At 59.4% G+C, this 25,080-nt stretch carries 22 protein-coding genes and 1 pseudogene; 9 read left to right on the plus strand and 14 right to left on the minus strand.

All coding sequences use genetic code 11. The features are described from left to right. Positions 1-34: 34 nt before the first annotated feature. Positions 35-2,320: a glycosyltransferase gene (locus FTO60_RS09990; protein ID WP_172623859.1), complete on the minus strand. Its 2,286-nt coding sequence runs from the start codon at positions 2,318-2,320 to the stop codon at positions 35-37. Positions 2,321-2,441: 121 nt separating this feature from the next. Here FTO60_RS09990 and FTO60_RS09995 point away from each other — a divergent pair, with 121 nt between their 5' ends. Continuing rightward, positions 2,442-3,782 (plus strand): hypothetical protein, encoded by a 1,341-nt coding sequence (locus tag FTO60_RS09995; protein ID WP_172623860.1) that lies wholly within the window; start codon positions 2,442-2,444, stop codon positions 3,780-3,782. 11 nt (positions 3,783-3,793) lie between these two features. On the opposite strand, the gene FTO60_RS10000 is transcribed toward FTO60_RS09995, so the two are convergent. From FTO60_RS10000 to FTO60_RS10020, 4 genes and pseudogenes are all read right to left on the minus strand, one after another. Beyond that, positions 3,794-4,882: a hypothetical protein gene (locus FTO60_RS10000; RefSeq protein ID WP_148055827.1), complete on the minus strand. Its 1,089-nt coding sequence runs from the start codon at positions 4,880-4,882 to the stop codon at positions 3,794-3,796. Positions 4,883-4,896: 14 nt separating this feature from the next. Then, entirely contained in the window at positions 4,897-6,360 is a 1,464-nt protein-coding gene (locus FTO60_RS17695) for a hypothetical protein (RefSeq protein ID WP_172623861.1), read from the minus strand. 77 nt (positions 6,361-6,437) lie between these two features. Beyond that, the gene (locus FTO60_RS10015) at positions 6,438-7,382 is read right to left on the minus strand and encodes a serine/threonine-protein kinase (protein ID WP_172623862.1); all 945 of its coding nucleotides are present in this window, start codon (positions 7,380-7,382) and stop codon (positions 6,438-6,440) included. Positions 7,383-7,760: 378 nt separating this feature from the next. After that, positions 7,761-8,487 (minus strand): annotated as a pseudogene (locus FTO60_RS10020) (IS5 family transposase). Between the two features lie 91 nt (positions 8,488-8,578). On the opposite strand from FTO60_RS10020, the gene FTO60_RS17700 reads away from it, so the two are divergent. Next, on the plus strand, positions 8,579-8,719 hold the full coding sequence (locus tag FTO60_RS17700) for a hypothetical protein (protein ID WP_172623863.1): 141 nt from the start codon (positions 8,579-8,581) through the stop codon (positions 8,717-8,719). Between the two features lie 441 nt (positions 8,720-9,160). Here FTO60_RS17700 and FTO60_RS10025 read toward each other — a convergent pair whose 3' ends face one another. From FTO60_RS10025 to FTO60_RS10040, 4 genes are all read right to left on the minus strand, one after another. Then, positions 9,161-10,708: a carboxyl transferase domain-containing protein gene (locus FTO60_RS10025; protein WP_148055831.1), complete on the minus strand. Its 1,548-nt coding sequence runs from the start codon at positions 10,706-10,708 to the stop codon at positions 9,161-9,163. Further along, positions 10,708-11,193, minus strand: coding sequence for a lysozyme inhibitor LprI family protein (locus tag FTO60_RS10030; RefSeq protein WP_254696775.1), 486 nt, complete (start codon positions 11,191-11,193; stop codon positions 10,708-10,710). Before FTO60_RS10030 ends, FTO60_RS10025 begins: the two co-directional genes overlap by 1 nt. A 77-nt stretch (positions 11,194-11,270) precedes the next feature. Next, positions 11,271-12,434 carry an isovaleryl-CoA dehydrogenase gene (locus FTO60_RS10035; RefSeq protein WP_148055833.1) on the minus strand — a complete coding sequence of 388 codons (1,164 nt, stop codon included), beginning with the start codon at positions 12,432-12,434 and terminating at the stop codon, positions 11,271-11,273. 74 nt (positions 12,435-12,508) lie between these two features. Further along, positions 12,509-12,769 carry a hypothetical protein gene (locus FTO60_RS10040; protein WP_148055834.1) on the minus strand — a complete coding sequence of 87 codons (261 nt, stop codon included), beginning with the start codon at positions 12,767-12,769 and terminating at the stop codon, positions 12,509-12,511. A gap of 118 nt (positions 12,770-12,887) precedes the next feature. Here FTO60_RS10040 and FTO60_RS10045 point away from each other — a divergent pair, with 118 nt between their 5' ends. Continuing rightward, positions 12,888-13,562, plus strand: coding sequence for a S24 family peptidase (locus FTO60_RS10045; protein ID WP_148055835.1), 675 nt, complete (start codon positions 12,888-12,890; stop codon positions 13,560-13,562). On the opposite strand, the gene FTO60_RS10050 is transcribed toward FTO60_RS10045, so the two are convergent. After that, positions 13,559-14,752 (minus strand): DegT/DnrJ/EryC1/StrS aminotransferase family protein, encoded by a 1,194-nt coding sequence (locus FTO60_RS10050; protein WP_148055836.1) that lies wholly within the window; start codon positions 14,750-14,752, stop codon positions 13,559-13,561. The genes FTO60_RS10045 and FTO60_RS10050 overlap by 4 nt on opposite strands. Positions 14,753-14,845: 93 nt before the next feature. Here FTO60_RS10050 and FTO60_RS10055 point away from each other — a divergent pair, with 93 nt between their 5' ends. Further along, positions 14,846-16,153, plus strand: a complete 1,308-nt coding sequence (locus FTO60_RS10055) for an MmgE/PrpD family protein (protein WP_148055837.1) — start codon at positions 14,846-14,848, stop codon at positions 16,151-16,153. Here FTO60_RS10055 and FTO60_RS10060 read toward each other — a convergent pair. Further along, a complete protein-coding gene (locus FTO60_RS10060) occupies positions 16,135-16,797 on the minus strand; it encodes an HAD-IA family hydrolase (protein WP_148055838.1) in 663 nt (220 codons plus the stop codon). The genes FTO60_RS10055 and FTO60_RS10060 overlap by 19 nt on opposite strands. Before the next feature lie 119 nt (positions 16,798-16,916). Here FTO60_RS10060 and glmU point away from each other — a divergent pair, with 119 nt between their 5' ends. From glmU to FTO60_RS10085, 5 genes are all read left to right on the plus strand, one after another. Further along, on the plus strand, positions 16,917-18,269 hold the full coding sequence (gene glmU / locus FTO60_RS10065) for a bifunctional UDP-N-acetylglucosamine diphosphorylase/glucosamine-1-phosphate N-acetyltransferase GlmU (RefSeq protein ID WP_148055839.1): 1,353 nt from the start codon (positions 16,917-16,919) through the stop codon (positions 18,267-18,269). 2 nt (positions 18,270-18,271) lie between these two features. Then, on the plus strand, positions 18,272-20,092 hold the full coding sequence (glmS, locus tag FTO60_RS10070) for a glutamine--fructose-6-phosphate transaminase (isomerizing) (protein ID WP_148055840.1): 1,821 nt from the start codon (positions 18,272-18,274) through the stop codon (positions 20,090-20,092). Further along, positions 20,089-20,658: a GNAT family N-acetyltransferase gene (locus FTO60_RS10075; protein ID WP_148055841.1), complete on the plus strand. Its 570-nt coding sequence runs from the start codon at positions 20,089-20,091 to the stop codon at positions 20,656-20,658. Before glmS ends, FTO60_RS10075 begins: the two co-directional genes overlap by 4 nt. Next, positions 20,655-21,338 (plus strand): DNA alkylation repair protein, encoded by a 684-nt coding sequence (locus FTO60_RS10080; protein WP_148055842.1) that lies wholly within the window; start codon positions 20,655-20,657, stop codon positions 21,336-21,338. The genes FTO60_RS10075 and FTO60_RS10080 overlap by 4 nt, the downstream gene beginning before the upstream one ends. Positions 21,339-21,427: 89 nt before the next feature. Continuing rightward, positions 21,428-22,060 (plus strand): nucleoside triphosphate hydrolase, encoded by a 633-nt coding sequence (locus FTO60_RS10085; protein WP_148055843.1) that lies wholly within the window; start codon positions 21,428-21,430, stop codon positions 22,058-22,060. Here FTO60_RS10085 and FTO60_RS10090 read toward each other — a convergent pair. The 3 genes from FTO60_RS10090 to FTO60_RS10100 are packed head-to-tail and all read right to left on the minus strand — an operon-like array spanning position 22,057 to position 24,971. Further along, on the minus strand, positions 22,057-23,370 hold the full coding sequence (locus FTO60_RS10090) for a TRAP transporter large permease (protein WP_148055844.1): 1,314 nt from the start codon (positions 23,368-23,370) through the stop codon (positions 22,057-22,059). The genes FTO60_RS10085 and FTO60_RS10090 overlap by 4 nt on opposite strands. Next, positions 23,367-23,915: a TRAP transporter small permease subunit gene (locus FTO60_RS10095; protein WP_217520541.1), complete on the minus strand. Its 549-nt coding sequence runs from the start codon at positions 23,913-23,915 to the stop codon at positions 23,367-23,369. Before FTO60_RS10095 ends, FTO60_RS10090 begins: the two co-directional genes overlap by 4 nt. Positions 23,916-23,936: 21 nt before the next feature. Then, positions 23,937-24,971 (minus strand): TRAP transporter substrate-binding protein, encoded by a 1,035-nt coding sequence (locus FTO60_RS10100; protein WP_148055845.1) that lies wholly within the window; start codon positions 24,969-24,971, stop codon positions 23,937-23,939. Positions 24,972-25,080: the final 109 nt, after the last annotated feature.

A 25,080-nucleotide genomic window follows, 5' to 3' on the forward strand; every position in this document is an offset into this window, starting at 1 on the left:
AAACCGACCAGCTCAGGAGGGACCGCCGCATGTGTCACGGGACTTCACCAGAATACAACTGCATTGCGCGTGCCGCAAAAGCAGCGGAGCCAAAACTGCGGCGTACGAAAGCCAAGCGATCTTCCGGATCGGCTTCAACCGCGTCCGGCAACCACTCAAGTACGGCCTTTGCCGCTTCTATCGGATCGACCTCAGCCGGCAACAGGAGCCCTCGCCCCTTCCCTTCTTGGTGCAATGCCTCGCTCACCCCGCCCACATCGCAGGCCGCCACCGGTATTCCGCAGGCTTGGGCCTCAAGCACCACGTTGGGAACCCCTTCAACTCGCGACATCAACAGTAGCGCATCCGCCCGAGAGTAGAGCTCTTTAGGGTTGCTGGCCGTGGTTTTGATGACAAGGTTCTTCAAACCTGTCTCCTGTGCCATTTTTTCAATCTCGCGCAGAAGAGGGCCATCGCCATAAATGCGGGCTTCTAAAGGGCGGTCGCTTATCCGTTGAAGCTCGGCCACAGTTTTAACCCAAAGCAATGGGCGCTTGTTGAGGGCCAGTCGAAATATGCCGGTTATGCACAAGGGTTCGGACTGCTCTTTCGGTTTTCGCCAGTCTGGCCGGAACCGTTCAATATCGACTGAGTTCGATAACGTCTGAAACGCGCCATCTTCCAGCCTCAACCACTTCTCATAGTCTGACGCGCCAGCCCTCGAGTTTGACGTCATCGCGAAATTGGCCTCGTGCGCAAATTGCGCATAGAGCCCTTGTCGTTCGGTGAGTGAGATTTCACGTCGAGTAGCCGGGCTCATGTTTCTCGCACTTAGCACAACTCGTTCTAGATTGCTGGCAATTCCGACGATGCCGCCAGAGAGCATCGACCGATCCTGCCAACAATGCAGGACTTTGGGTTGTCGCTCCTCAACGAGATGCCACAATTTCTCTATGTCTGATCGCAAGTCGACGGGCAAAGCACTTAGCATCGTGCCGATCGAGGGCGGCAAGGACCGGTTCACGATCTTTCGCTGGGAAAGATCAAAGATGGAGACACCGAGTTTTTCCAGATCTTGCAAGAAAACGTCATGTCCTCGATCCTGAGCAAGCGAGTAGAGTGCCACATCTATCAGGTCAGAGGGCCAACCGGATTGTATCAAGGAACGGCACATCTCAACGAATTGGCGCTCGGCGCCTCCCGCCTTCAATGAGGCGTTCACCAATAGAATCCGGCACGGCAAACGAACGGCCCCTGGCCAACCAGCTGGGCGCGGGTCCTGATCAAGAAATGCTGCGAAAGGGAACAAGAACTCTGGAGATCTTATCTTTCGTGCCTTGTCGAAAGAGTCCGGCACCTCACGGGGACCTCCGACATGATAGCCGGCCTGATCGAGAACCTTTTTGACCCTGTCAGAAACAGCAACCCGTCGTCTGCGCAACCAAAGCAGCAAACCAACGAACCCGTGATCCAGCAATATCTCCGATATCTCGATAAGTTCGTCGTGGGATTGCTCCTCCAAAACTGCACCACCCTGCGAGAGGCTTTCGACTAAGGCTTCCACAACCCCACGCTGGCGCTTGACCAATGATAGCCGAAGCCGCTCCAGAAATCTCAGGTCCGATCCGTGCAACTTGGTGACGATGCGGTTGACGTCATCATCACGATCCATCCGTTGATAGAGACCAAGGAGTTTGAAACGCCCCTCAGTTCGATAACGTTCAGCCGCTTCTACGGCGTCTTCCCAGATCAGGATCGCACCTAGGACATCTCCAGTCTGTTCAAGAATTCTAGCTTTGCGAAGCCGTAGCCGGACGTCGTCTGGGAAGGCCTCAAATGTGCCTTCAAGTCGCTCAAGCGCACTTTCATAGTGGCCAGCGAACCGCAGAAGATCGACAACGGTCATGACCTCTTCGACTGTGTTGGTGCTAATCCCCTCCAACAAATCCGCGACCTGTTCGCGCGTTAGTTTCCGCTCGCCGCCTTGCGGGTCCGCCATAATCCTTGCGAGTTCACACCGTGCAAGAAGGAGACGGGCATCGGTATCCTCAGGGGCATCGCCAAACACGGTATCCAGGACGAACGCCGCGCTCTTGTGATCGTTCCGCGTCAGGTAGTAGCGCGCCTCTTCTATTGCGATCTGCCCTGTCCAGACATTGGCATTCCATAATGCGGAACGGGCACCATGCGCCACGGCTTCGTTTCCGCCGTCTTGCGCGCTTCGAGCGAGGAACGACCACAAGGAAGGGTGATCATTCGGCAGCAGGTTGCTTTGCAACAAGTACAGCTGCGCCAAAGCAAATCTCTTGTCGTCGCAATATTCTACAATTTTTTCGCGCACTTGCCCAAGGTAATGCAGGGGCGTAGTGTCAAGAGAGTTTTCCGAATTCATTAAGGTTACTATGGCTTCGTACGCATCGCCTAGCAACGAAATTTTGGACGCGGCTCCGGCAGTGCCAAGGATGATGGGAGATACCGATGTTGACGTCATAGAACAGATCGCCGGGCAATTGGGCGGCAACGCGCGGCTCATCGAATTTGGTCCCTGGCTTGGTGGTGTGACAGCAGTGCTGGCAAAATATGGGGAATGCCACGTCGTCGACAGGTTCGAATGGTCGGACCTCAATGCAGAACGGCTACCCGGGCTCCTCTCCCCGGGCGACAACTTCCGGCCCGAGTTTGAGCGCTTTATGGAAGAAAGCGAAACCCAGGTAGTGATTCATGAATGCGCGTTCCGTGACTTTGAATGGTCAGGCGGCGCGATTGACTTCTGCTTGATAGACGCCCCACGGACCGGCAAAGACCTTCTGGATTGTCTTCGCCCAATCAGCAAAGCCCTGACAAAAGACGCTCGCGTCCTTATCAAACACGGAGCCAATGCCGAACGCTTCACCTTTATGGCTGACATTTATCGCCTATTGGCAGAAGGTTATTTCAAGCTAGAGAATGTCGGCCAGCCGAAGTGGTGCAATCTCGCGGTGCTGCGGCCCACCTCAAAGACGGCTGCGCTTGGAACGTTGGATTGGTCTACAGACGATAGACCCACTCAAATTTGCAACGATGACCTGCCGGATCCCTGGGGCGGTCGGATGTTTCTTGCAGCACTCTATGCAACCGTCATTGAGCGGGACGGTTATCACGCGGCCTACGCTCTTTTGCACGAACAAATTCCGAACCGAGACCTGCTCCGCGATTGGGATGTGATAGATCGGTCCCTTGCCTCTTTAGGTTATGACCCGACGGAATTGGCGCAATTTGCCGCTGTACTGGATGCACATAACGATGTTCCTGGAGTCCCTCCCCGCACCATGGATCCCCACCAAAGCTTTCCGACTGCGCTAAGGTATTGCTGGCTATCGTTGGCTGATAACCCGAAGCGACCTGATCTCTTTCAAACCGATGCAATTGCTGCGGCATATCTTACCGGCGCGTTTTCTGTTGTCCACCAATTGGGGCAAAACCTTCAGGGTAAGGATGTCGCATTAATAGGTGATCGCCTGAACCATATCGAAATAGCCGTCATGGCCTCGGGTGCTCGTTCATTTCTCGGACTGAGCGTGACCAAGGACTCCAAAAGCTTGCGGCCTTCCTTTGGATCCGGAGCAATTGCGTCGACAATCGTCCCTCTGACCGCGGCGGATATCTACATCCGTGAACACTTTGACGTAATCGGCTTGCTAAGCAATTTCGCCATGACAATCGAATTGGATCAGCGCATTGAGGATATCATCGCCCTCAAGGCATCTAAATCTCAGATCCTCCGCGCCACTGTCGAGCCCGTGAGTTTGCCCGTCCTTTCCTAGGGTTGAACGAGCTAGAGTTCTGCCTGGCGCTCCGCCAAATCGTCAATCCACTTGATGAACCGTTCATCCGCTTGAATGAACTTCCGCTTGCGAACTCTCAGGATCAGTCGATTAAGGGCCGCATCGTCGATGATCAGAAGATTGCGCAATGACGTAATCACTTGCTCTTCTTCTCGTCTAGAGATTGTTCCTGCGCGGTCAAAATCATACCCGGTGAAGGAAATACCGTGGGCGTCGCGAAGCCAAACTAGATCGCTGCCCCCATAGTCAATCTGATCGACGATCTCGGGCCGTAGTTGTGGACGAGTGTTTTCCATTTTTGCGTCAAGCGACTCAAGCACCTTTATCAGGAACTTTGATTCCTTCATGAATTTGTCATTGTCGTAGAGAAAGAATTTCTCGCGAAAATCCCGAAGGAGCATCATGGCCGGTGCAGACAGAGAGGTGTTTGCCTCATCGCTCTTAGCTTTGTCGGCTACAGACTCCGAAACAGTTGTCAGCTGGCTTGCGAAGAAGTCCTTGGAAATATCTTGACCTACGAGCGCGCCACGTTCGAACGCCCGCACCGAAATCTCGGCCTCTGGAAAATGCTCCTTATAAGAGTCTAGTACACGACGGAAATTGTGCGGCTGAGGCGGCAGGATTTCGAACGAGGCTTTCAGCCTTTGCTGCAACAAGGACAGGTAGTGGGCCGAAGGTTTCCGCACATAGCAGCAAATCCGAACATTAGATGGATCTGTGCCCGGAATCGACTTCAGCAAATCCACCCAACGCCCCGGAGGCACGACCCTGAAGAAATATTCAGACGATAGAACTAGCGTCTCGGGATTGTTCTTGGAAATCTGGTAGGCCAATTCTTGAATGGCCGTATCGCAGGCTGCCTGCCTTTCCTCTTCAGACAAAGATTTGAAGATGCGTGGCAATCTCTCTGGCCGAAGCAAGATCATCGACAACGGCCCATGGTTCTTGGACACCTCTGCAGCCGAAAGAAACGGGTACAGGACGCTCTCCGCCAAGAGGGCTTCACGAGCGGCGTAGAGTCCGCGCTGCAATGCGGTGGTACCTGTCTTAGGCGACCCGATATGAATAACTGTTTTCATTGGGAAACTTTACCCTATTGAATAAAAAGTGCAAAAGAACGAGCCGTTCCGGGGTGAGTGAACCAGCCTCTGTCATAAATATCCTGGTTAGAAACCATCATTTGCTTGATCAGCTCGGCGATCTCGGAGTCGTCCGGGAATGTCATATGGAAGCCCCCCAAAGCAGGGTTTAGGCGCGATGTTTCGCCGGGGGAGATTGGCCTGGCTCCATAGGGATGTATGTTTCGCTTCCAAATGCCATTCGCCAAAACAAAACCGGTCAGTCTGTTCCGAATTGAATCGGAAACTCCCTGAGACATCGGGAAGCCTGCACGTCGGGCATCCTCGACAAAAGGCAGCGTGATCGCGGCCTTCCAAGTGTATTCTGAATACTCAGTATCAATACCGCTCTGCATTGAAGATGGGGTTTGAAACGACGGGCTATAGGGCCAGGACACCGTTCCACTGGGATGAACGTTCATCGCATCTTCGAAAACCCAGATAATCTCTTCTATCCGCCGAGCATATACCGGATCCCCTGTGATCTCATATGCCGCAACCAACGCCCGACCAAGACTGGTCACGTGATTGATCGGTTCAAACTCGTCGTCAATGGGCCGCCAGTACCAAGAACGAGTCCCATCGCCGAAAGGGCGGCGGTCAGCTTCAAACTGGTGCCACCCCGTTTCAAAGAAGCGAAGGATGTCGTAGGCCCAGCTTCCGTATTCCTCTGTCAGCGCCGGATCGTCCAACACCTCGCTGGCAAAGCCCATCGCAGGGGTCATGATCCGGCCAAAGTGGGTGACATGGGCGACCCATTCTCGGTGGTCAGCCTCTCCAAGCACGCCCGCGGGCATATTGTAGCCCCATGAGTTCATTATCCGCCCGTGATACTGATCGATGATCCCCAACCGTGGATCGCTGAGCAACAGCAATCGGTCGAAGTAGTCTTTGAAAAGGATAAGGAATCGAACATCGCCTGTTCGACGGAACGCTAACAGGGCCGCCTCCCCGACATAACTGCCTGGCCAGGCGACAAAGCCGCCCCGATCATATCCTTGTTCAATCGTTCGTTCGATCGAACGTTCAAACCGGAAGTTCAGGTACCCCAGCAACACGTTTCGTTCGAAGGAGGTTGTCAGGATTAGGTCATGGACCTCCTGCGCCGTGGCACCTGGCGGACGTTCGGTTACGAAGCAATCAACATGGGGAACCTCATCGGGCGAGGTGCCTGCCAAAAGAGAAACTAGCACAGCCTCGTAAGCGTAGAATGCCGTCGCCTCAGACAGTGCCTCCTCACACGTGGAATCCAGGTCGATCGACTGTCTTCTTGGAATGGTCTCAAACGAGACATGTGGCGCAAAGGCCTCTTCGACAGTTGTCTGCGCCAGATTCTGTGCGGCCGCAGCACCAAGCCAATGCTCACTCCCTCCAACCAGAAACGCCAGCAGGGTGGCCAAAATCGGCCTTAGGCGGGTCTGAAGTTCGAACTTTTTCACGTCATTCCCAATGGCTTGTACCTGCTATCATCCGTATCAAATGCCTTATGAAATCCTGCCATCATCTTAGTCAGCTATCAATATCGACGACCCCATAGGCTTGCAAGAGATCCAAACCGACCGCCATTCAACGACAGAAATTGGTCCGGTCTTTGCCCTTGATCTGGGTTCATGCAGGCCACCCAAAAGTCGATTTGGGTGCCTGACATACCAACTTCTTTCAGCGACTTCGGAAACTTCTTCCGCACCTTTTCATATTCGACCGCATAGGCCGCTACGGCTTGTTCCTGACCGGGCGTTTCATTCTGCCAAACAGGTCCTCTTTCTCGTCGAAGTAGCTGGTAAAGCATTGTCGCCAGTGAGAAGTAGTCGGCGTTAACACCAATTGGATCCTTGCCCTGGAATAACAGTTCAGGTCCCCAGGAACGCCCCGCACGTGACCCAAGGCGATCACGACGATTGCGCGAATTTACCTCGGAGAGAGGGCGCGTAGTGCTGAAATCAAAGAGCGAGAACTTCCCACTCCCATAGAGCACGTTTGACGGTTTGATGTCGCGGATCAACCAAGGCTCTGCGGCGTCGTGAAATATCTCGAAAATCTTCTCGAATAGCTTCCACAGTTCGACGACAGTTGTTTTGTTCCACGCAAAGCCTTCAATTTCCGACAGTACCTCGCCAGATGTCCATTGTCTGATGAACCAGCTGTGGTCGTCGGCGCAGACAAGTACTGGCAAAGAGAACTCGGGATGATCGGCTAGTTTCCGAAGGGCCGCGATTTCGCTGAGAGGGGGAATGGCGGCGCCTTCGCGCGTACCTGCGCGCCTTTGCGCTAGCCGACGTAGGCCGATTTTTAGAGCAATCGAGCCAAATCTTTCTGTTTGTGCAGGAACAACAAGATGCGCCGCCGTCTGAATGGGTGGGTAAAGCTCGACCAGCCCACAGGCGGAATCAATGATCTCCCGGCAGTATCGAAGGGACCCGCTATCAACTTCCCACGGCAAAGAAGGTGCGCGGTTTACCAAGCCCAAAAATCTCCGTCTTAATTGGACCAATGCTAGCGGATGCAATCCTTGCCGTCTACGCACTTGCAGCCGGATCCAGCTCTTCCACGGTACCGATCAGAACTGGATATCCATAGTGACCGACCACGGCATCGGAGCGGCAGACCAACCCAGCACGAACGGATCACAATTGGGGGCGAGCTGCCTATCAAGGTGCCCTTAGGGCTCCCAGCCCATTCAATCACGTAGCCAATCGCAATACCGTCGACGCCTCGTGCTGCTCCATCCCTGCAGCTTCCAGCACCACCAAGGATACACAAGTGAAAAGAATTGAGCACCTGATGAGGCCTTGTTGCACAAATCGGCTGAGGGCCAGGCTTACCCTTTCCCCGGACGGATTTACTCTACGGCCACTGTGACGGGTACGCCAAGCACAGTGTATCCGTTTAACACTGCAATGCGGATCTGTAGTTCCGCGACCTGGCGATCGAAGTCTCTCGCCATCAAAGACTGACCAAGCAGCTTGATGCAGTTCATCTTGGTCTCGACACGGCTTCGGCGGTGATAGCCGCTCCATCGTCGCCAGATAGCGCGTCCCAGGTACTTTGAGGCTCGCAAAGCTTCGTTGCGCGCTATGGCGCCGGGGCTCGTCGGTTTCCACGGCTTGGCGTTTTTGCGGGGTGGGATGGCAGCAGCGGCGTTTCGCGCCGCCATGCTTGTGGGCGTTCCATTCACCTTCGCCTTCGACTTTGATGCCGGTGCTGTCGATGAGCAGGTTCAACGGGCCCTTGCTGCCGCGATAGGGGATGCTCACATTCAACGTTCGTTTGCGACGGCACAGAGTGCTGAAGTTCGGCACTGTCCAATCCAGCCCAACCAGTCGAAGCAGGCTCTGTACGAACCCGGTCGTCTGCCTGAGCGGCATGCCAAAGAGCACTTTCATCGTCAGACAGATCTGGATGGCCGCATCACTGAAGCTCGGTTGCCGTCCGCGCTTGCCGGTCGGCGGCGGCACCCAGATCATCTCCGGATCAAACCAAATTGAAAGCGATCCGCGTTGCTTCAACGCTTCATTGTAAGCCGACCAGTTCGTGGTCTTGCACTTCGTTGGGGCCCAACTGCTCATAGCATCCAGCTATCATGCTGGAGTCATGCCGTGAATCTCTCAGCCGATTTGTGCAACAAGGCCCAAGCTAGGGTCAAATCTGGACGTCCTGATGAATGTCTATGGAGAGGTCAAAGGCAAGATTGATTACGGTAGCGCCGAAGATATGGGGGCCTGTGCGGATGGGTTGCACAGCCACTTTGGCGATAGCAGCATGACCGAGAGCCAGTTGCCTACGACGCTTGTTCACTAGTCATCGAGATTTGATTTTTCGGAGGTCCAAAGCTGTAGAGACCCGGAGGTGCACGTGTCATGATCACGGCTGATAGCGAGAGGCCAAACGAGTGAAATCCGGCCGCCCAAAACCTTCCGGTGAACTTGCACCAAATGTCTGCTTCCCTCCAATTTCGGCCATCTGTGCCGATTGCAGCATCCATTGCTTTGGGCTCAATGCCGACCTTCGCTGCTTCTTGCGCGAAGGTCCGGTTTGCCATTCTGGGTCAGTTGATGACGTAAAGATCAAAGTCATCTGACGTTCCACGCTTTCGCATGCACAGGCGCCGCTGCACGTATCTTTTGGTTGATATTCAATCCCCCCGCCGCCGTCGATTATCAGTTGCGCGACCAATTGCCCGCTCGGGATACGGTCACGATCAGGCGATCACGTTGCAGATGTAGGTCCGCCCACCACCGCCTACATCCTGAACACGCCGAAACGTGTCTCCTTGATCGGGGCATTCAACGCGGCGGCCAGGGACAGCGCGAGAACGTGCCGCGACATGCGTGGATCAATCACGCCGTCATCCCACAGACGGGCACTGGCATAAAGCGGATGGGATTGTTCCTCGAACATATCCAGCGTGGGCTGTTTGAAGGCCGCTTCTTCCTCGGCCGTCCACGTCCCGCCTGCCCGTTCAATCCCGTCGCGTTTGACCGTGGCCAGAACGCCCGCCGCCTGTTCCCCGCCCATGACGGCGGTGCGCGATGTCGGCCAGGACCACATGAAACTGGGCGAATAGGCCCGCCCCGCCATGCCGTAGTTACCCGCCCCATACGAGCCACCGATCACCATCGTGATTTTCGGCACTGCGGTGGTGGCCACAGCCGTCACCATCTTGGCGCCGTGGCGCGCGATGCCTTCGTTTTCATACGCCCGCCCGACCATGAATCCGGTGATGTTTTGCAGGAATATCAGCGGGATACGGCGCTGACTGCACAATTCCACGAAATGCGCGCCCTTTTGCGCGGCCTGCGAAAACAACACGCCGTTGTTGGCGACAATGCCGCAAGCCATCCCTTCGATATGGGCGAACCCTGTCACCAGCGTGTCGCCGAACCGCGCCTTGAATTCGTCAAAGCGCGAGCCATCCACGATACGCGCGATCACCTCGCGCACGTCATAGGGCGTGCGTAGATCGGCAGGGATCACATCGAACAGATCGCCCATGCCTTTGGCCGGGGCCTCGCCGGTGGGAAGGGGTTTCAATACCGCCCCACAAGACGCCACCGCCTGACGCGCCAAAGCCAGCGCATGTGCATCATCCTCGGCCAGATAATCGGCCACGCCGGACAGGCGCGTATGCACATCACCACCGCCCAGATCCTCGGCCGAGACAACCTCGCCCGTGGCGGCCTTGACCAGCGGCGGCCCCGCCAGAAAGATCGTCCCCTGACCCCGCACGATGATCGACACATCGGCCATCGCCGGCACATAGGCGCCCCCCGCCGTGCACGACCCCATGACCACGGCGATCTGGGGAATACCCGCCGCCGACATCTGCGCCTGATTGTAGAAAATCCGCCCGAAATGGTCGCGGTCGGGGAACACCTCGTCCTGATTGGGCAGGTTCGCGCCGCCGCTGTCCACCAGATACACACAAGGCAGATGACACTGCGCCGCGATTTCTTGCGCGCGCAGGTGTTTCTTGACGGTGATCGGGTAATAGGTGCCGCCCTTCACCGTCGCATCGTTGCACACGACCATGCAGTCGACCTCGTTGATCCTGCCCACACCGGCGATCAACCCACCACAGGGCGCGGCGCCGTTATACATCCCATGCCCCGCCGTCGCACCGATCTCCAGAAAGGGTGACCCCGGATCGAGCAGGTTCGCCACACGGTCCCGCGGCAACATCTTGCCCCGCGCGACGTGGCGGGCACAGGATTTTTCGCCACCACCTTGGGCGGCTTGGGCCGCGGCTTCGGCGACAAGGGCGAGTGCATCTTCATGGGTCTGGCGCATCACATCTCCGCAAACATGAATTTCAGCGCAATCGCGCGTTCGGCGGTCATCTGCAACTGACATCCTGCACTGCTCAGCACCCGCATCGACCCCGCGCCGAATTCAGCATAGGCCAGCGCACATTCGGCATCGCGAAACGCGATCCATGCGCGTTGGGCATCAAGTAAGCGCGCGGCGCGCACGGCGTATTCGGGCTGGCTTTCGCCCGCATCCATGCGGCGCGCGCGGTCCCGCAGTTTGCGGTATTCGACGTTCAGATGATCGTCCCACATCTGCGCCTCGGCCAGCGTGCAAAACATCATCCCAGCGGTGGTCTGGTTTTGCGCAGGGTCTGTGTCCATGCAAGTCGCCGCACCGCGCCCGATACAGGCCTGTGCCGCCGCCGGGTCACCGGCTGTCTCGAAACACTGTGCGACCGGTGCCATATAGGGCATCCGCGCGGCAACATCGGGGCTGTCTTGTGCGAATGTCGCAACGGGCAACAAAGCAGTAAACCCACATGCAAGCCATACGCCCGCCATACGCTTTCCATACGCTTTCCATATCGGAGTTTTGCGGCGCGTCACCCCATCGCCCCCATCAATTCACGGCCCACCAGCATGCGACGGATTTCTGATGTGCCCGCGCCGATCTCCATCAGCTTGGCATCGCGAAACAGGCGTGCGACGGGGGCATCATTCATGAAACCGGCACCGCCCATCGCCTGCACCGCCTGATGGGCCTGCACCATCGCCTGTTCGGATGCGTATAGGCAGCAGGCGGCGGCATCCTGACGGGTCACGGTGCCTGCATCGCAGGCCTTGGCAACCGCGTAGATATAGGCGCGCGCGGAATTGAGCGCGGTATACATATCCGCAATCTTGCCCTGCATCAGTTGAAAGCTGCCAATGGGCTGGCCGAACTGTTTGCGCTGCGCCAGATAAGGCATGATTTCATCCAGACAGGCGGCCATGATCCCGGTGCCGATCCCGGCCAGCACGACCCGTTCATAATCAAGGCCAGACATCAGCACACGCACGCCGCGCCCTTCTTCGCCCAGCACGTTTTCCATTGGAACTTCAACGTCTTGAAACACGAGTTCGGCAGTGTTTGATCCGCGCATCCCCAGCTTGTCGAAATGCGGCGAGGTGCTGAAACCGGTCATGGTTTTTTCGACGATAAAGGCGGTGATGCCCCTGGCGCCCGCCTGTGGGTCGGTCTTGGCATAGACGACTAAGGTGTCGGCATCGGGCCCGTTGGTGATCCAGTATTTGTTGCCATTCAACCGATAGTGATCATTGCGTTTTTCAGCACGCAGCGACATCGAAACCACGTCCGACCCTGCCCCCGCTTCGGACATGGCAAGCGCGCCGACCTGTTCGCCAGACATCAACCCGGGCAGATACTTTGCCTTTTGTTCATCATTTCCGTTCAACTTGATCTGATTGACACAGAGATTGGAGTGCGCCCCATAAGATAAAGCGACAGATGCACTGGCCCGCGCGATTTCCTCGACCGCGACCGTATGCGCAAGATATGACATGCCCGCCCCGCCCAATTCGTCCGGAACGGTGATGCCCAGCAAGCCCAAATCGCCCATTTCACGCCATAGATCGGCAGGAAAGAGGTTATCGCGATCAATCGTGGCGGCGCGCGGTTTCACGCGATTCTGCGCCCAGGCATGGACCATATCGCGCAGGGCGTTGGTGTCTTCGCCCAGATCAAATTGCATAGATGCGGTGAACATGGCATTCCTCGCGCAGCGGCTGGGGTGGCGTTTTTACACGCCTATCCAACGCCTAAAGCCCTGCGCAACGGCGGTCAACGACCTTTGCCATCCTCACCCGCTGCGGCCAGAAGGGCCACGACAGTATCTTCGTGGCCATCCTCGGAAAAGGCAAAGAGGCAAGCCAGCAGGCGCGCGGTCACATCCTGGAATGCAGCTTGCGCGCGCCCTTCGGGGTCGGTGCCTTCACCGCCCTGCAGGATCTCGTGATACAGGCGCGCCTTGCGACGCAGCTGGCGGATTTCCTCAAAGGCGCGCGCCGCCTCGGCTGGATCGCTATGCTCTTGATCAATCATTCCAATTTGCCCCAGCCACTCATTACAACTCCCGTCAATATAGCCATAAGTGACCTTTTGTATAAAGCCATAAGTGGACACCATTGCCTGAAAAAAGACTTTAAGGTTAACCGGCTGGATGGACCCGATCTTGGACGCAATTGACAAGGCATTGCAGCGCAAAGGCCTTACGGCCGCTGCAGCCTCGCGGCTGGCCGTTGGCAACCCGTCGCTGATCAAGAACATGCGCGCGGACACCGGAACCGACAAACGCTACAACGCAACGGCCCTGCAAAAATTGGCGGCAGTGCTGGAGCTGGAGTTTTACTTTGGACCCGAGCGGACGCAGAGCGCGCCCACACAGACCGGCGGCTTTGGCGAGCCCGACTCCGCCAACCCGACCGGCCAGCGCGAAGCCTTGCGCGCCGGGTTTCTGCCCATCCCCTATCATCGCGCCGCAAGCCCGCAATTTCAGGGCACGGCACCCGTGGCCCTGTCGCGCGCATGGGTCGCGGCGCGCGATCTGGACCCCGAACACCTGAGCTTTGCGCCGGTGCTGGACGATGCAATGTCACCAGCACTGCGAAAAGGCGCGCTTGCGCTCATCGATGCGGGCCACGCCACGCCCGACGGCAAGGGGATTTTCTGCGCAACCGACCGCGGCGTGTTGCATTACGCCCGCCTTGACACCCCCGCCCCCGATCTGCTGGCCGTCACCCAGGACAACCGCCCGTTGCGCATCCTGCGCGGCGACGAACAGGTGCCTTACCGGGTCCTGGGCAAGGTCGTCTGGGTTTGCGACAGCGCCGACTAGGCGGCCTGATACACCGCGCTCACCTCGGCCCGGATGATCCGCGCGATCTGGGCGCAATCCGCAAGGCTGAAGGTCAGTGGCAGACGCAAATCAATGATCCCCGCCAACACGCGGTCACTGGCGGGCATTGGGGTGCTTGGGGCATAGCGCCAACTGTCATAGCGGCTGGTAAATCCTGCAGGTTCCGCCGCGCCAAACCACTTGAGTTCAACCCCGCGTTTCAGGCAGCGCGCGATCACCTCGCGCACATCATCCGCTAACCAATCCAGCAGCAGAAACTGGAAAGACGAAGCCACGAAATGTTCCGCCTCGGGCCGGTCGATCAATGTCAGCCCGCCCGTGTCGGCCAGCCCGCCTTCCAGAACGGCGTAGCGCGCGTTCCACTTCGCGGCCTGTTCATCCAAACGGCGCAACTGCGGACGCAGGATCGCCGCGCGCAGGTTGTCCATCCGCCCCGATACGTTGGGCGTTTCGTATTTGATATCCTTGAAAACTTCGGGCGGGGGTGCAGCGCGGTGGCGTTCAAACAGCATATAGCTGCCCGACAGCATGATCGCGCGCGCCATGCCCGTTGCGTCGTCACTGACCAGCAGCCCACCTTCACCGGAATTGACGTGTTTGTAGGTCTGCGTCGAATAACAGCCAAAGCGGCCGTGCCGCCCGCTTGGCACGCCGTTCCAGCTGGCCCCCATCGTATGGGCGCAATCCTCGATCACGGTGACGCCTGCCCCGTCACATAGCGCCATCAGCGCATCCATATCGCAAATATGCCCGCGCATGTGCGACAACAACAACACCCGCGCCTGATCCAGCTTGGCGGCCAGATCATCCAGATCAATCACCAGATCCGTCGTCACGCCGACAAAGACAGGCACCGCGCCAAGGCTGGCAATCGCACCCGGCACGGGGGCCAGCGTAAAAGCATTGGTCAGCACCCTGTCACCTGCCTTGACGCCGCAAGCCCGCATCGCAGTGGTCATGGCATAGCCGCCCGAGGCCACGGCAAGACAGTATTTCGCCCCGACCTGTGCGGCAAATTCCTCTTCCAGCAGCGCGGCCTGCGCCACTTCGCCCGCAACAGTGTTGTAACGGTGCAAACGCCCGCTTTGCATCACGGCCAGTGCGGCGGCGATCCCCTCCTCGGGGATCGGTTCCTGCTGGGTGAAACTGCCTTTGAATATCTCGCTCATGGGAGGAGATTGCGGCGGGTCTGCGCGCGCGTCAATGCCTGCAATGTCGCAAACGAACTTGCGCAGAGCCACCGGCGCAGCAAGGCTGGGGCCATGACACCGCTTGAACTAATCCACGACCTGCACTGGTCTGCCCTGCCCACCGCCGTGCAGGCGCAAACCAAACTGGCCCTGCGCGACCTGATCGGCGTGGCGGCAGGCGGGCGAGGCACGCGCCTGTCAGGGATGATCCACGCCCATGCCGCCGCACAGTTTGGCGGCCCCCTGCCGATGCTGTTTGATGCGCGCAGCGCAAGTGCGGCAGGCGTGGCGCTGGCGGCGGGCATGACAATCGACGCGCTGGACGGGCATGACGGGTTCAACCCCGCCAAAGGCCATATCGGCTGCCCATTGCTGGCGGCGATCCTGCCGGTGGCCCATAGCATGGGCACCCCCGGACAAGACTTTCTTACAACCCTTGCAATGGGTTACGAGTTTGGTGCCCGCGCCGCCATCGCGCAGCACGCCACCGCGCCGGACTACCATACCTCGGGCAGTTGGGGCGCGGTGACGGCCGCCGCCGCCTGCGCCCGCCTGATGGGGCTGGGCCATGAACAGACCCGCCACGCTCTGGGGATCGCCGAATACCACGGGCCGCGCAGCCAGATGATGCGGTGCATTGATCACCCGACGATGGTCAAGGACGGGTCGGGCTGGGGCGCGATGGCGGGAGTATCGGCAGCCCATCTGGCCGCAGGCGGCTTTACCGGCGCACCGGCGATCACGGTCGAAGAGACGCCGCATGTCTGGTCCGACATCGGCACGCGCTGGTATGGGCTGGAACAATATTACAAACCCTACCCCGTGTGCCGCTGGGCACAGGCCCCGATCGAGGGCGTATTGGCCCTGCGCCGCGCGCATGGATTGACGGCTGCCGATGTCACCCGGATCACTGTCGAAACCTTCCACGAGGCGATCCGCCTTGCGACGGCAACCCCGCAAACCACGGAAGAAGCACAGTATTCCACGTCCTTTCCCTGCGCCGTTGCGCTGGTGCGGGGCGGGATCACCCCTGCCGACATCGCCGACACGGCGCTGCGCGACCCCGAAATCCTGCGCCTGTCCCAATCACTGGCGATGACCGAGGACGCCGCCGCCAACGCCGCATTTCCCACCACCCGGCTTGCACGGGTGACGCTTACAATGACGGATGGGCGCAGCCTGCGAAGCGACTGGATGCAACCACGCTGGGATCACACCGCGGCGCCCACGCCAGATGAACTGGCCACGAAATTCCACGCCTACGCCGCACCTGTGTTGGGGGATGCGCTGACCAGGGACATAGATGCAGCCATCGACGGGCTGGACAGCGCCCCCCTGACGACCCTCACCGATCTGCTGTTTCAGCCGATCAAGTCCTGAACCATCGCGGGCAAGTCCCTGAAATGATTCAGCAAACCATCCGGTTTCATCGCGATGACATCCGCCTTGGCAGGCCCGAAGGTCACCAAAACAGACGGCACACCGGCATTGCGCGCAGTGGCATGATCCGTTGCCGTATCGCCGATCAGACAACAGCGGGACACATCGCCACCCGCGCCGCGCACCGCCGCGAACAGATGTTCGGGATCGGGTTTGCGCACCGCCAGCGTATCGGCCCCGATCAGCGAGGCAAATTCATCCCGCACACCCAGGCGCCGCAAGAGCGTATCCGCCAGCCGTTCGGGTTTATTCGTTGCAATTCCGACGGTATAACCATCACTGCGCAGGGCTGCGACAGCCTCCATCGCGCCATCATAAAGCACCGTGTGCCTGTTGATATCACGCGCATAAGCCTCAAGAAGCAAGGGATATTGGCGCAAGATCTCGTCCTCGCCATACCCCCGGACCCGCGAAAATCCGAGGGTCAGCATGGCCCGCCCACCCCTCAGCGCCGTGCCCGCATCCGCAGCCGGATCAAGCAGGTCACCCAGACCCAGCGCGCGAAAACAGCTATTGGCCGCCGCGATCAAATCCCCGCTGGTATCCGCCAAGGTGCCGTCCAGATCAAAAATAACGCAGCGCATTGCGGCCTCCCTCGCGAATGTGTGCATCTGTAACGATGCGTCACCTGATGTGAAGCCCTAACCCTTGCGTTGCGAGGGGGCCACGTTAGAAGGGGCGCAAAGGCATTGAGGTAGAACGCATGGCAACGGCACTGATAATCCTCGCGGCGGGCATGGGCACGCGCATGAACAGCGATTTGCCCAAGGTGCTGCACCAGATTGCCGGCGCGCCGATGCTGATCCATGCGATGAAATCGGGCGCGAGCCTTGAACCCGAACGCACCGTCATCGTCGCGGGCCACGGCGCCGAGGCAGTGGGCAAAGCCGCGCAGGGATGGGACGACCGCGCCGAAGTGGTCTTGCAGGCCGAACAGTTGGGCACGGGGCATGGCGTGGCACAGGCGCAAAGCGCACTGGCCGATTTCAGCGGCGACGCGATTGTCCTTTATGGTGATACGCCGTTCATCCGCCCCGAAACGCTCACCGCGATGGCCGCCGCGCGACAGTTTCACGATGTTGTCGTGCTGGGGTTTCAGGCCGCTGATCCGGGGCGTTACGGGCGGCTTGTGACGGCAGGCGAAGCGCTGGAAAAGATTGTAGAATACAAAGATGCGACAGATAAAGAACGCGCCATAACCCTTTGTAACAGCGGCGTTATCGCGGCAGATGCGGCGACGTTGTTTGATCTGGTTGCGGCCGTCAAGAACGACAATGCCGCCGGTGAATACTACCTGACAGATATCGTCGACATCGCCCGTGCACGCGGGTTGTCCGCCACGGTCGTGCGCTGCGAAGAAGCCGAAACGATGGGGATCAATTCGCGCGCCGAACTGGCTGTAGCCGAGGGCGCATTTCAGGCCGCACGCCGCGCCGAAGTGCTGGCAGATGGCGTGACATTGCAGGCCCCGGACACCGTCTATTTCGCCCATGACACCGTGGTCGGGCGTGACGCGGTGATTGAACCCAATGTGGTATTCGGCCCCCATGTCACGATCGAAAGCGGCGCCACGATCCGCGCCTTTTCCCACCTTGAGGGCTGCCATGTGAGCCGCGGTGCGGTGGTTGGCCCCTATGCACGCCTGCGCCCGGGCGCCGAACTGGCCGAAAACGTCAGGATCGGCAATTTTGTCGAGGTGAAGAATGCGCAGATTGCCGAAGGGGCCAAGGTTAACCACCTGTCCTATATCGGCGATGCGACCGTGGGCGCTGCGACGAACATCGGCGCGGGCACGATCACCTGCAACTATGACGGCGTGTTCAAGCACCGCACCGTGATAGGCGAACGGGTGTTCGTCGGCTCCAACACGATGCTGGTCGCCCCGGTCAGTTTGGGCGACGATTCCATGACCGCCAGCGGCTCCGTCATCACCCGCGACGTCCCCGCCGCGGCCCTGGCCCTGTCGCGCGCGCCGCAAGAGGTAAAACCGGGTCTCGCCAAGCGAATGTTCGAAAAGTTAAAATCCAAACGGGCAAAATCGGCGAAGGGAGCCTAAAAATGTGTGGTATTGTAGGTGTCTTGGGTAATCACGAAGCTGGCCCCATTCTGGTTGAGGCTCTCAAGCGGCTGGAATATCGCGGCTATGACAGCGCCGGGATCGCCACGGTGCAGGACGGACGGCTTGATCGTCGCCGCGCTGTCGGCAAACTGGTCAATCTGCAGGATGCGCTGGTGTATGACCCGCTGACCGGCAAGTCCGGCATCGGCCACACCCGCTGGGCCACCCACGGCGCGCCCAACGTCAACAATGCCCACCCGCATCAGGCCGGCAAAGTCGCGGTGGTCCACAACGGAATCATCGAAAATTTCCGCGATTTGCGCGAAGAACTGGCGAAAAAGGGCATCACCCACAGCACCGATACCGACACTGAAACGATCGCACTGCTGGCACAATCCTTTATAGATCAGGGGCTTGCGCCGCGCGATGCGGCAGAACAAACCATCGCCCGACTGGAAGGGGCCTATGCGCTGTGTTTCCTGTTTGACGGCGAAGACGACCTGCTGATTGCGGCACGCAAAGGCTCCCCACTGGCAATCGGGCACGGCGATGGCGAGATGTTCGTTGGCTCGGATGCCATCGCGCTGGCGCCGATGACGGACCGGATTACCTACCTTGACGAGGGCGATTGGGCCATCGTCACCCGCAATTCCGTCGAAATTCGCGACGCTGCGGGGAAACTGGCGAACCGCGATATGCGTGTGATCCAGATTGACACGGCGATGATCGACAAGGGCGGCCACAAACACTTCATGGCCAAGGAAATCGCCGAACAGCCGACCGTATTGACCGGTGCGCTGGGGCATTATCTGGCCGAGGATGGCCGCATCACCCTGCCCGAACCGGGGCTTGATTTCACCCAGATTGACCGCCTGACGATGGTGGCATGCGGCACCGCCTTCTACGCTTGCCTGACGGCGAAATACTGGTTTGAACAGCTTGCCGGACTGCCTGTCGAGGTCGATGTGGCATCCGAATTCCGCTACCGCGAACCGCCCATCACCAAAGGCACGGTGGCATTGTTCGTCAGCCAATCGGGTGAAACGGCCGATACGCTCGCGGCACTGCGCTATTGCGCGGGCAAAGCGGAACAGATCGTCAGCGTCGTCAATGTCCCTGAAAGTTCGATCGCGCGGGAAAGCGATTTGCCCCTTCCCATTCTGGCCGGCACCGAAATCGGCGTCGCCTCGACCAAGGCGTTTACCTGCCAGTTGACGGTGCTGGCGATGATGGCGATCAAGGCCGCGACCGACCGTGGCCGGATCAATTCAGAAACAGCCGCGCAGATGTCCACGAACCTGCGCGCAATGCCCGGTCTGATGAACGCCGCCCTTGGGATCGAGGGACGTAGCCAGACCGTTTCGCGCAAGCTGGCCGAGGCCCGTGATATCCTGTTTCTGGGCCGTGGGCCGATGTATCCGCTGGCCTTGGAAGGTGCACTAAAGCTGAAAGAAATCAGTTATATACACGCCGAAGCTTATGCATCAGGTGAACTTAAACATGGCCCCATCGCGCTGGTCGATGAACATGTGCCGGTGATCGTCATGGCCCCGCGTGACGCGCTTTTCGACAAGACCATCAGCAACATGCAAGAGGTCATGGCACGCGGTGGGAAGGTCTTGTTGATCACCGACAAAAAGGGCGCCGAGGAAGCCGGTGATGGCGTTTGGGAAACCATCATCATGCCCGAGGTTGATCCCTTTCTTGCGCCAATCCTTTATGCGATCCCTGCGCAATTGCTGGCCTATCACACGGCTGTCGCCAAGGGCACGGACGTCGATCAGCCCCGCAATCTGGCCAAATCGGTGACCGTCGAATGACATGGCCCGCCCCCGTCACCCTGACGGGCGATCATGTGATCCTTGCGCCCTTGTCGCAGGATCACGCCGCTGATCTGGCCCGCGCAGCCGCCGATCTGGGGCCGCTTTGGTATACGTCCATCCCCGCCCCCGACGGCATGTCGGCCGAAATTGACCGCCGCCTGTCCCTGCCCGATATGCAGCCCTTTACGGTGATGACACCCAAGGGCACGCCCGTGGGCATGACGACCTATATGCACACGGATGCGCTGAACAAGCGCGTTGAAATCGGCTCCACATGGCTGGGGCCAAGCGTGCAACGCACGCCGCTCAATACCGAAGCAAAGCTGCTGATGCTGGGCCATGCTTTTGATCATCTGGGCTGTATCGCCGTTGAGTTTCGCACCCATCGCCTGAACAGCCAGTCGCGCCGCGCGATTGAACGTTTGGGCGCGCAACTCGATGGTATCCTGCGTGCGCATATGGTGGCTGACAACGGCACGATCCGCGACACCGCCGTCTATTCGATCACTGCGCCGGAATGGCCCACGATTAAGGCGCATCTGACCCATCAGTTGACCCGATGACGCCTGACACCGCCCTTGATCAATTGCGCGCAACTGCCAATGCCGACAAGGCCAGCGAGATGGCGCGCTATCACAAGATTGACCGCCCCTATCTGGGTGTCGCCAACCCGGCGATTGATGCCTATGTCAAGGACTGGCGCGCGGCCTTGGATGCCCCGGCCCGCGTTGCCTTGGCCGATGGGCTGTGGCGCACAAATATTCACGAGGCCCGCATCGCTGCCGCCAAACTGCTGACCCAGGCGCGCATCCGGCCCGATGACAATCCGGCGTGGGATCTGATCGCGTCCTGGGTGCCGGATTTCGATGCCTGGGCCGTGGCTGACCACGCCAGTATCGCCGGGCAGAAACGGCTGGTCTGGCAACCCGATCGGGTGCAGCAGTTGGAGCAGTGGACCACATCTGATCATCTGTGGACGCGGCGCGCGGCGCTTGTGATGACCCTGCCCTGGACCAAGCAGAACAACCCCAAGCCGGGTGAAATTGCCATTCGGGAACAGGTGCTTGGCTGGGCGGCGGGCTATGTGGACGATCCCGAATGGTTCATCCAAAAGGCCGTAGCCTGGTGGTTGCGCGACCTGTCCAAACACGATCCCGAACGGGTGCATGCGTTTCTGAACCAATACGGCGCACGCATGAAACCCTTTGCCCGCAAAGAGGCAGGCCGTCTGCTTGCCGACTGAAATCGGCGGATATTCGTTCGGCCCTGACTTTCCTCTCGCGCCCTGCGCGCTGACCCGATAGTTTGGATCAAAACAGGGCCGCTCCGGATATGATCAACGTCACCTTGCAGGTCAATGAAATTGCCGAGCGCATCCACGAGATGCGCAAAGATCAAGTCCGTATGATCGTCGCGATATGCGGCGCGCCTGCCAGCGGAAAATCCACCCTCGCAGCCGAGGTCGCGCGCCGTTTGACCGGCCAGAAATGCAGCGCCGCCGTGGTGCCGATGGACGGATTTCATCTGGACAATGCGATTTTGAAGACCCGTGGGATACTGGCGCGCAAGGGCGCCCCAGAGACCTTTGATGCAGACGGATTTGTGCATATGGTCAAACGGTTACGCGCCGGGGGTGATGTTGCCATTCCGGTTTTTGACCGCGCCCGCGACATTGCCATTGCCGGGGCCGAGATTGTGCCGCATGACTGTCAGGTCATTCTGGCCGAGGGCAATTATCTGCTGATGGACACGGCCCCCTGGGACCAGTTGGAACCGCTGTGGGATCTAACGGTGATGCTGGATGTGCCGATGGCCGACCTGCGCGCACGCCTGATCCAGCGCTGGTTGTCACACGGCCTGAGCAGCCCTGCGGCCACACGGCGCGCCGAAAGCAACGATATCCCCAATGCGCAGGGCGTGATTGAACACTCGCGCCCCGCGGATATCACCCTCAACCGGGGCTAGGAAATCGCGAAAAGCGTGATCGCCGGAAAGGTCACCAACAGCGCCACGCGCACCACATCTGACGCCACAAACGGCAGCACGGCGCGAAACGTGCGCCCCATCGGCGTTTTCCCGTCGATCTTGTGAATGACGAACAAGTTAAGGCCCACAGGCGGCGTGATCAGCCCGACCTCGACGACAATCAGCACCAGAATCCCGAACCAGATCGCCAGGTCATCGGGTGGAAGGCCAAACTCCAACCCGCTGATCACAGGCCAGAAAATAGGGACGGTCAGCAAGATCATCGACAGGCTGTCCATCAGGCAGCCCATGATCAGGTAGAACACCAGCACGATGATCAGCACGGTCATCGGCGCAAAGGCATAGCTTGCCACAAGGTCGGTCAATTCCTGCGGCACCTGCGCCAATGCAAGGAAGCCGCGATAGAAGGCGGCCCCCAGAATGATAAAGAAAATCATCGCCGTCTGTTTGCCCGTGGCAATCAGGCATTGACGCAGGCCAACCCAGCCCAGCCGTCCTGTCACGGCGGCAATCCCCCCCGTGGCCAGTGCGCCAATCGCCGCGCCATCGGTGGGCGTGAACCAGCCACGATAGATACCACCAACGACCAGCGCAAACACCAGCAACACCGGCCAGACATCGGCCAGCGCGCGCAAGCGTTCGGGCCACGGCAGGGCTGGGCGCGCACCGGCGCTGTTTGGCACCAAGCGCACGTAGATCGCGATCACCACCATATAGCCAAGCGCCGCGATGATCCCCGGCACCACGGCAGCGACGAACAGTTCGGCGATATTTTGTTGGGTCAGTGTGGCATAGATCACCAGGATCACCGATGGCGGGATCAGGATACCCAGGGTGCCGCCTGCCGCCAGGGCCGCTGACGCAAATCCCCCTTCATAGCCATAGCGACGCAGTTCCGGCAGGGCCACACGCCCCATCGTGGCCGCGGTCGCCAGCGACGACCCGCAGATCGCTCCGAACCCGCCGCAGGCCCCCACAGCCGCCATCGCCACCCCGCCCTTGCGGTGGCCCAGAAACGCTGCCGCCGCGCGGAACAGGGCCGCCGACATCCCCGAATGGGATGCAAATTGCCCCATCAGCAAAAAGAACGGCACCACGGTCAGGTCGTAATTGGCGAATGTCGTATAGGTGTCGCCCTTGAGGCGGGCCAGCACCATATTGGGCGTTCCCGTGATCAGGATCGTGCCACCCAGCCCGCAAATCAGCATCGCCAGCCCGATCGGCGCGCGCAGGGCGATCATCGCCAGAAAGACGGGAAAGGACCACGCGGCAAGTTCAAGCGCGCTCATCCCCGCACCTGCGCGATCCGCCAGCCTGCGCAGTATATGCCCACGAGGGCGGCGACCCACGCAGCGACACTGCTGGCCGCATATGACCACCACAACGGAAACTGAATGAGATAGCTGGTTTCGCCGTTGCCCAGTTTATCAAGAGTGCCAACCGTCAGCCGCGCCGCGATCAGGATCAGGGCGGCTGCCAGCACCACCTCCCAGAAAGCCGTGAGGGCGCGGCGCACGGGCTGCGAAAACCGGTCCGCCAGAAGATCGACCGTGGCGTGCCCGCCGGTGATCTGACAGATCGGCAAAAAGGCGAAGACCGCGAATGCCGCACCTGCCGCGACAAGTTCGTAATCCCCTGTCAGCGGGCCAACACCAGTGCCCAGCAACCAGGCCGCAAAGCGCGGTGCGGTGGTTTCGACCCATGCCAGATGGCCAAATCCGTTCACCTGCAACCCCAGCACCGAAATGCCGACAATCGCGATCAGCCCCAGCAGCACGACCCCGCCAAGCAGGGCCATACCCGTAGCCAAGGTCATCATGAACCGATGCAGCATCCCCGCCCCGTTGGTGCAGCCCTATTGCGCGTCCGTGTTTTCGGCGATCAGCGCGCGCGCCTCGTCGACCAGTGCCGCGCCATCGATACCGCGCGCGTCCATTTCGGCGATCCATGTGTCCACGGTCGGGGCCGCAGCGGCGCGCCATTCCTCTACCTGTTCCGGCGAGAGCGTGATGATATTGTTGCCCCGGTCGACCGCGACCTGGCGCACGGGCGCATCAAACGCCTGATGGGTGCGCCCGGCAAAGGCGGAAAATTCAAGCCCCGAATTGGCGTCGATCACCGCCTTGAGGTCGTCAGGGAGCGCATTGTAGGCATCCAGATTCATTGCAAAAACAAAGGCCAGCGTGTAAATGGACGCATCGCCGAATTCGGTATGGTTGTCGACTAGCTCGTGCACACGCAGGGCTTCGGTCACTTCCCAAGGCAGGGCCGCACCGTCGATCACGCCTTTGGACAGGGCCTCGGGGACGGCAGGCACGGGCATGCCCACAGCCGTCGCGCCCAGCGCCTGAAACAGCATCGTCGTGGTGCGCGAGGGCGCGCGCAGTTTCAGCCCGTCCAGATCGGCGATTTCGGTAATGGGACGGTTGGTATGCAGCACGCCCGGCCCGTGGACCCATAGCGCGAGCACTTTGACATCGGCAAAATCGTCATCGAGCATGTAGCTTTCGGCCAGTTCCCAAAGCGCGCGCGATGTGGCCTCGGCGTTGGTCATCATGAAGGGCAGTTCCACCACCTCGGCACGGGGGAAACGGCCTGGCGTATAACCAGCGACGGTCCAGATGATATCGGCGACACCATCAACGGCCTGATCATAAAGCTGCGGCGGCGTGCCGCCCAGCTGCATGGACGGGAAACGCTGGATTTCGATGCGCCCGTCGCTATCGGCCTCGACCTTGTCGGCCCAGACGTCCAGAATTTCGGCTGGCACGACGGATGTGGCGGGCAGGAACTGGTGCAGGCGCAGCGTGACCTCTTGCGCCACGGCCGCACCGGCCAAAAGGGTTGCGGCAAGGGTGCTGCCCAACAGGGCGCGACGGGACAGGATCATGTGGATTCTCCGGCAGGTAACCAATTTGGACGCATATGTGCTGTGTCACGCCCCCATGTGCAAGCGCACAAACGCCGCCCCGCGTGGCGCACACGACACGTCACGCGCC

The organism is Octadecabacter sp. SW4, assembly GCF_008065155.1.
Classification (GTDB): domain Bacteria; phylum Pseudomonadota; class Alphaproteobacteria; order Rhodobacterales; family Rhodobacteraceae; genus SW4.

Bases quoted from the DNA above. Each gene is read 5' to 3' on its own strand.
- FTO60_RS09995 (WP_172623860.1), top strand. From the start codon at position 2,442: ATGATGGGAGATACCGATGTTGACGTCATAGAACAGATCGCCGGGCAA.
- FTO60_RS10000 (WP_148055827.1), bottom strand. From the start codon at position 4,882: ATGAAAACAGTTATTCATATCGGGTCGCCTAAGACAGGTACCACCGCA.
- FTO60_RS17700 (WP_172623863.1), top strand. From the start codon at position 8,579: ATGAATGTCTATGGAGAGGTCAAAGGCAAGATTGATTACGGTAGCGCC.
- FTO60_RS10025 (WP_148055831.1), bottom strand. From the start codon at position 10,708: ATGCGCCAGACCCATGAAGATGCACTCGCCCTTGTCGCCGAAGCCGCG.
- FTO60_RS10035 (WP_148055833.1), bottom strand. From the start codon at position 12,434: ATGTTCACCGCATCTATGCAATTTGATCTGGGCGAAGACACCAACGCC.
- FTO60_RS10040 (WP_148055834.1), bottom strand. From the start codon at position 12,769: ATGATTGATCAAGAGCATAGCGATCCAGCCGAGGCGGCGCGCGCCTTT.
- FTO60_RS10045 (WP_148055835.1), top strand. From the start codon at position 12,888: ATGGACCCGATCTTGGACGCAATTGACAAGGCATTGCAGCGCAAAGGC.
- FTO60_RS10050 (WP_148055836.1), bottom strand. From the start codon at position 14,752: ATGAGCGAGATATTCAAAGGCAGTTTCACCCAGCAGGAACCGATCCCC.
- FTO60_RS10055 (WP_148055837.1), top strand. From the start codon at position 14,846: ATGACACCGCTTGAACTAATCCACGACCTGCACTGGTCTGCCCTGCCC.
- FTO60_RS10060 (WP_148055838.1), bottom strand. From the start codon at position 16,797: ATGCGCTGCGTTATTTTTGATCTGGACGGCACCTTGGCGGATACCAGC.
- glmU (WP_148055839.1), top strand. From the start codon at position 16,917: ATGGCAACGGCACTGATAATCCTCGCGGCGGGCATGGGCACGCGCATG.
- glmS (WP_148055840.1), top strand. From the start codon at position 18,272: ATGTGTGGTATTGTAGGTGTCTTGGGTAATCACGAAGCTGGCCCCATT.
- FTO60_RS10075 (WP_148055841.1), top strand. From the start codon at position 20,089: ATGACATGGCCCGCCCCCGTCACCCTGACGGGCGATCATGTGATCCTT.
- FTO60_RS10080 (WP_148055842.1), top strand. From the start codon at position 20,655: ATGACGCCTGACACCGCCCTTGATCAATTGCGCGCAACTGCCAATGCC.
- FTO60_RS10085 (WP_148055843.1), top strand. From the start codon at position 21,428: ATGATCAACGTCACCTTGCAGGTCAATGAAATTGCCGAGCGCATCCAC.
- FTO60_RS10090 (WP_148055844.1), bottom strand. From the start codon at position 23,370: ATGAGCGCGCTTGAACTTGCCGCGTGGTCCTTTCCCGTCTTTCTGGCG.
- FTO60_RS10095 (WP_217520541.1), bottom strand. From the start codon at position 23,915: ATGCTGCATCGGTTCATGATGACCTTGGCTACGGGTATGGCCCTGCTT.
- FTO60_RS10100 (WP_148055845.1), bottom strand. From the start codon at position 24,971: ATGATCCTGTCCCGTCGCGCCCTGTTGGGCAGCACCCTTGCCGCAACC.